At 68.2% G+C, this 4,115-nt stretch carries 4 protein-coding genes; all 4 read left to right on the top strand.

All coding sequences use genetic code 11. The annotated features are described in order from the left end of the window. The first annotated feature begins 37 nt into the window (after positions 1-37). Genes AC3XYG_RS21820 through AC3XYG_RS21805 form a run of 4 tightly spaced genes read left to right on the top strand, consistent with a single transcriptional unit; the run spans position 38 to position 4,012 of the window. A complete protein-coding gene (locus AC3XYG_RS21820; RefSeq protein ID WP_489141971.1) occupies positions 38-1,000 on the top strand; it encodes a phosphoribulokinase in 963 nt (320 codons plus the stop codon). 11 nt (positions 1,001-1,011) lie between these two features. Next, entirely contained in the window at positions 1,012-2,091 is a 1,080-nt protein-coding gene (fba, locus tag AC3XYG_RS21815) for a class II fructose-bisphosphate aldolase (RefSeq protein ID WP_489141970.1), read from the top strand. A gap of 15 nt (positions 2,092-2,106) precedes the next feature. After that, complete coding sequence (locus AC3XYG_RS21810; protein ID WP_489141969.1) at positions 2,107-3,600, top strand: form I ribulose bisphosphate carboxylase large subunit; 1,494 nt, start codon at positions 2,107-2,109, stop codon at positions 3,598-3,600. A 10-nt stretch (positions 3,601-3,610) separates the two neighbouring features. Next, positions 3,611-4,012, top strand: a complete 402-nt coding sequence (locus AC3XYG_RS21805; protein ID WP_489141968.1) for a ribulose bisphosphate carboxylase small subunit — start codon at positions 3,611-3,613, stop codon at positions 4,010-4,012. Positions 4,013-4,115 lie beyond the last annotated feature (103 nt).

Below are 4,115 nucleotides of genomic sequence, written 5' to 3'. Positions count from 1 at the left end.
GCTCGCCGACCATCGAACCCCGGGAAGGGAGAACCCCATGTCGAAACCATCCTTCGATCGACCGATCATCCTCGGCATCGTCGGCGATTCCGCCGCCGGCAAGACCACGCTGTCGCGCGGCGTGGCGGAGATCCTGGGCCTCGACCGCTGCACCCTGATCTGCACCGACGACTATCACCGCTACGACCGCCGCGAGCGGGCAGCGAACGGCGTCTCGGCACTCGACCCCGCCGGCAACTATGTCGACATCCTGGAGCAGCACCTGCACCTGCTGCGCAGCGGCCAGCCGATCCTGAAGCCGGTCTACAACCACGACACCGGCGCGCTGGACCGGCCGGAATATGTCGAGCCGAAGGAGTTCGTCGTCGCCGAAGGGCTGCTGGGCTACGCCACAAGGGCGATGCGCGACTGCTACGACGTCAAGATCTACCTCGACCCCGAGGAGGACCTGCGGGTGCGCTGGAAGGTCCACCGCGACACCAGCAAGCGCGGCTATACCGCCGAACAGGTGCTGGAGTCGCTGAAGAAGCGGATGTTCGACAGCCCGACCTTCATCCGGCCGCAGCGGCTGTTCGCCGACATCGTCATCCGGTTCCAGCGGCCGCCCGGCGCCAATGCCCAAGCCGCCAACCCCGAGACCGCCAGCTCCGAGTCGGACCGGCGCCTGGACGTCGCCCACATCCTGCGCCCGACCCTGCCGCACCCGAACTTCTCCCGCCTGATCGAGGCGGTGGGCGACGGCAGCGTCGGCTTCGAACTGACCCGCGACGAGGGCAAGCCGGTCGACGTGCTGGAGATCCGCGGCTCGATCTCCGACCGCCGGGCCGACCGGGTGGAGGAATATTTGTGGGAGCACATCCCGGAGGCCAGCCACCTGCGCGACGGCCTCGGCCGCTACGACGGCGCCGCCGGCCGCGCCATCAGCCACCCCCTCGCCCTCACCCAGCTCCTGGTCGCCTTCCACATGGTCAAGGCGGCCCAGGGCGTCCACGCCGTCTGAGGAGGCATCGCATGTCCCGCATCACCCTGCGCCAGCTGCTCGACCACGCCGCGGAGCACGGCTATGGCGTGCCCGCCTTCAACATCAACAACATGGAGCAGATCCTGGCGATCATGGCGGCGGCCAAGGCGGTCGACGCGCCGGTCATCCTGCAGGCCAGCCGCGGCGCCCGGTCCTATGCCGGCGACCTGATGCTGGCGAAGATGGTGGAGGCGGCGGAGGCGATGCACCCCGCCATCCCGATCTGCCTGCACCAGGACCATGGCAATGACGAGGGCACCTGCCTGTCCGCCATCCAGCACGGCTTCACCAGCGTGATGATGGACGGGTCGCTGGAGGCCGACGCCAAGACCCCGGCCGGCTATCTCTACAACCTCGACATCACCCACCGGGTGGCGGCCACCGCCCATGCCGTCGGCGTGTCGGTGGAGGGCGAGCTCGGCGTGCTCGGCAGCCTGGAGACGGGCACCGGCGAGGCCGAGGACGGGCACGGCGCCGAGGGCGCGCTGGGCCACGACCAGCTGCTGACCGACCCGGACCAGGCGGTGGCCTTCGTCCGCGCCACCAAGGTCGACGCGCTGGCCATCGCCATGGGCACCTCGCACGGCGCCTACAAATTCTCGCGCCAGCCGGATGGCGACATCCTGGCGATGCATGTGGTCCAGGCGATCCATGAGCGACTGCCGGAAATCCACCTGGTGATGCACGGCTCCTCCTCCGTCCCCGAGGCGCTGCAGGAGCAGTTCAACCGCTTCGGCGGCGACATGCCCCGCACCTGGGGCGTGCCGGTCGAGGAAATCCAGCGCGGCATCCGGCACGGGGTGCGGAAGATCAACATCGACACCGACTGCCGGCTGGCGATGGCGGCCGAGATCCGCCGCATCGCGGTGGAGAAGCGGGGCGAGTTCGACCCGCGCAAGTTCCTGCAGCCGTCGATGGACGCCCTGGCCGCGCTGTGCCGCGAACGCTTCGAACAGTTCGGCACCGCCGGCCACGCGTCGAAGATCACCCCCCTGCCCCTGCCCGAGATGGCCAAGCGCTACCGGTCCGGCGCGCTCGACCCGCGGATCGCGGTCGGCGCGGCAGCCTGAGCACAGGAGAGCACCATGAACAGCGATATCACCGTTCTCGAACCCAAGGCCCTCGACACCAAGGGCGGCACCGTCACCGGCAAGGACCGCTACAAGGCCGGGGTGATGCAATACCGGAAGATGGGCTATTGGGAGCCCGATTATGTCCCCAAGGACACCGATATCCTGGCCATGTTCCGGATCACGCCGCAGGACGGTGTCGACCCGATCGAGGCGGCGGCGGCGGTGGCGGGCGAAAGCTCGACCGCGACCTGGACCGTGGTCTGGACCGACCGGCTGACCGCCTGCGAGAAGTACCGGGCCAAGTCCTACCGGGTCGACCCGGTGCCGAACCAGGAGGGGCAGTATTTCGCCTACATCGCCTACGACCTCGACCTGTTCGAGCCGGGGTCGATCGCCAACCTGACGGCGTCGATCATCGGCAATGTCTTCGGCTTCAAGCCGCTGAAGGCGCTGCGGCTGGAGGACATGCGGCTGCCGGTCGCCTATGTGAAGACCTTCGACGGCCCGCCGACCGGCATCGTCGTCGAGCGCGAGCGGCTGGACAAGTTCGGCCGCCCCCTGCTGGGCGCCACGGTGAAGCCGAAGCTCGGCCTGTCCGGCCGCAACTATGGCCGCGTCGTCTATGAGGCGCTGAAGGGCGGGCTCGATTTCACCAAGGACGACGAGAACATCAACTCGCAGCCCTTCATGCACTGGCGCGACCGGTTCCTGTACTGCATGGAGGCGGTGAACCGGGCCCAGGCGGTGACCGGCGAGGTCAAGGGCACCTATCTCAACGTCACCGCCGGAACCATGGAGGACATGTACGAGCGGGCGGAGTTCGCCAAGTCGATCGGCAGCGTTATCGTCATGATCGACCTGGTGATCGGCTATACCGCGATCCAGTCGATGTCGAAATGGGCCAGGCGCAACGACATGATCCTGCACCTGCACCGCGCCGGCCACGGCACCTACACCCGGCAGAAGACGCATGGCGTGTCGTTCCGCGTCATCGCGAAATGGATGCGCCTGGCCGGGGTCGACCACATCCATGCCGGCACCGTGGTCGGCAAACTGGAGGGCGACCCGGCCACCACCCGCGGCTATTACGACATCCTGCGCGAGGACCATGTGCCGACGCGGCTGGAGAACGGCGTGTTCTTCGACCAGGACTGGGCCAGCTTGCGCAAGGTGATGCCGGTGGCGTCGGGCGGCATCCATGCCGGCCAGATGCACCAGCTGCTGGACTATCTGGGCGAGGACACGGTGCTGCAGTTCGGCGGCGGCACCATCGGCCACCCCATGGGCATCCAGGCCGGCGCCATCGCCAACCGCGTCGCCCTCGAAGCCATGATCCTGGCCCGCAACGAGGGCCGCGACACCAGGGTGGAGGGGCCGCAGATCCTGGTCGACGCCGCACGCCACTGCCAGCCGCTGCGCCAGGCGCTCGATGTCTGGAAGGACGTCACCTTCGACTACGCCTCGACCGACACGCCGGACTTCGTGCCCGCCGTCACCGCCAGCTGAGGACACCGCCATGCGCAACACCCAAGGGTGCTTCTCCTTCCTGCCCGACCTGACCGACCGGCAGATTTCCGCCCAGGTGCAGTACTGCATCGACCATGGCTGGGCGGTGAACATCGAGTTCACCGACGACCCCCATCCCCGCAACACCTATTGGGAGATGTGGGACCTGCCGATGTTCGACATCCGCGACGCCGCCGCCGTGATGCATGAGCTGAATTCGTGCCGGAAGGCGCATGGCGGCCGCTACATCCGCATCTCCGGCTTCGACGCCAGCCCCGGCTGGGAATCGGTGCGGATCTCCTTCCTGGTCAACCGGCCGGAGGTGGAACCGAGCTTCGCCCTGGAGCGGCAGGAAGCCGGGGGCCGGAGCATCCGGTACACGACCCGGCTGGTGCCGGCTGCCGCGGACTGATCTTTTCAACCTCCCCCTCCCCCTTGCGGGAGGGGGCAGGGGGAGGGGTTTGGCGCCGTCAGACCGATCTCCATCGGCCATGCGACCCAGCACCGCTCCCACT

Source organism: Inquilinus sp. (assembly GCF_057815775.1).
This window is presented reverse-complemented; position numbering and strand designations above follow the sequence as displayed.

What these genes read in the sequence shown, in the direction of transcription:
- AC3XYG_RS21820 (WP_489141971.1), top strand. Translation starts at nt 38, where the DNA reads ATGTCGAAACCATCCTTCGATCGACCGATCATCCTCGGCATCGTCGGC.
- fba (WP_489141970.1), top strand. Translation starts at nt 1,012, where the DNA reads ATGTCCCGCATCACCCTGCGCCAGCTGCTCGACCACGCCGCGGAGCAC.
- AC3XYG_RS21810 (WP_489141969.1), top strand. Translation starts at nt 2,107, where the DNA reads ATGAACAGCGATATCACCGTTCTCGAACCCAAGGCCCTCGACACCAAG.
- AC3XYG_RS21805 (WP_489141968.1), top strand. Translation starts at nt 3,611, where the DNA reads ATGCGCAACACCCAAGGGTGCTTCTCCTTCCTGCCCGACCTGACCGAC.